This window comes from Arthrobacter sp. Br18 (assembly GCF_000520555.1).
GTDB lineage: Bacteria > Actinomycetota > Actinomycetes > Actinomycetales > Micrococcaceae > Arthrobacter_D.
Genome location: NZ_AZSA01000314.1, coordinates 1 through 969, shown reverse-complemented (window position 1 = coordinate 969; position 969 = coordinate 1). Strand labels below are relative to the sequence as shown.

At 59.5% G+C, this 969-nt stretch carries 1 pseudogene; it reads right to left on the bottom strand.

The window, feature by feature from the left end:
• Positions 1–375: 375 nt before the first annotated feature.
• Positions 376–765: pseudogene (locus Y704_RS23150) on the bottom strand (transposase); the annotation flags it as partial.
• Positions 766–969 lie beyond the last annotated feature (204 nt).

Sequence of the window (969 nt, the reverse complement as noted above, 5' to 3'; positions counted from 1 at the left end):
GTTTTGATTACGTAACTGCAGAACCAGCTTCGCTTTAATCTTCCGTACCATTACCGGTACTCCTTCCACCACGTGGCCCTCACATGGTGGAAGGAGCTTCTCAGATGGTGCTCAACCACACCGACAGTGGTGCTGAACAACTCGCATCACGAAACTGAACAGCGGTGCTCACCCGCCCCGCAACCGGAGCCCACAAAGGCGAATATTCAACCACGGGGGCTTAGCCTTGATCCACCGGTCGGTTGTCCGGCCTGATCGGGTTTCGGGGACGGGGCGGGTTTTTGGTGTTGGGCAGGACACATTGTGCGGCCTCGCTGCCGGTATGGTTCCACTGAAGCTTCCTGATCGGGCCGTTGCTGCGGCTGGCGGACGGGTTTACGCCGTGGCGGGCGGTGCATGGGCGCTGATGAAGAGTGTTTCCCACGCGTCCTGCCAAGGCCAGGATTGGGGCAGGTGAAGTCGTATTTTCCGGGTGCTGGAAGCGATCCGGGCGGGGACGTGGATCAGTTTTCGGCGGATCGTTGCGGTCCGCGCCTTGACGAAGCCACCTTCGGCGAGGATTCCGGCGGGGCAGGTGAGGTTGTAGGCCATCACCGCGCAGACGAGCCAGGCCGAGTTCGCAGCGAATTTACCGGAAGGCAGGTGCGCCAACGCACTGTCTTTCAGGTCGGCGTTGACTTGTTCGATGATGGCGTGCCGGCGGTGGGTTTGATCTGCAGCGACGGTGTCCAGGATGATGGTGTCAACGGTGGTGAAGAACGCGTGGTTGTGGTGCTGATCGAGTAATCGCTGCTGACCGGTGGGTTCCTTTTCGGGTTCAGTTCCGGTACCCAGAGCGCCCTATCGGCCAGACTCGTTAGAGACCGCTTCTTTAACGAGAATGAAGGCTGAAGGCAGGAGGGAAACTACGCCATGACCATCAATACATCAGCAGGAACCAGCGAGCCCATACTGGAAGTACCACGCGGC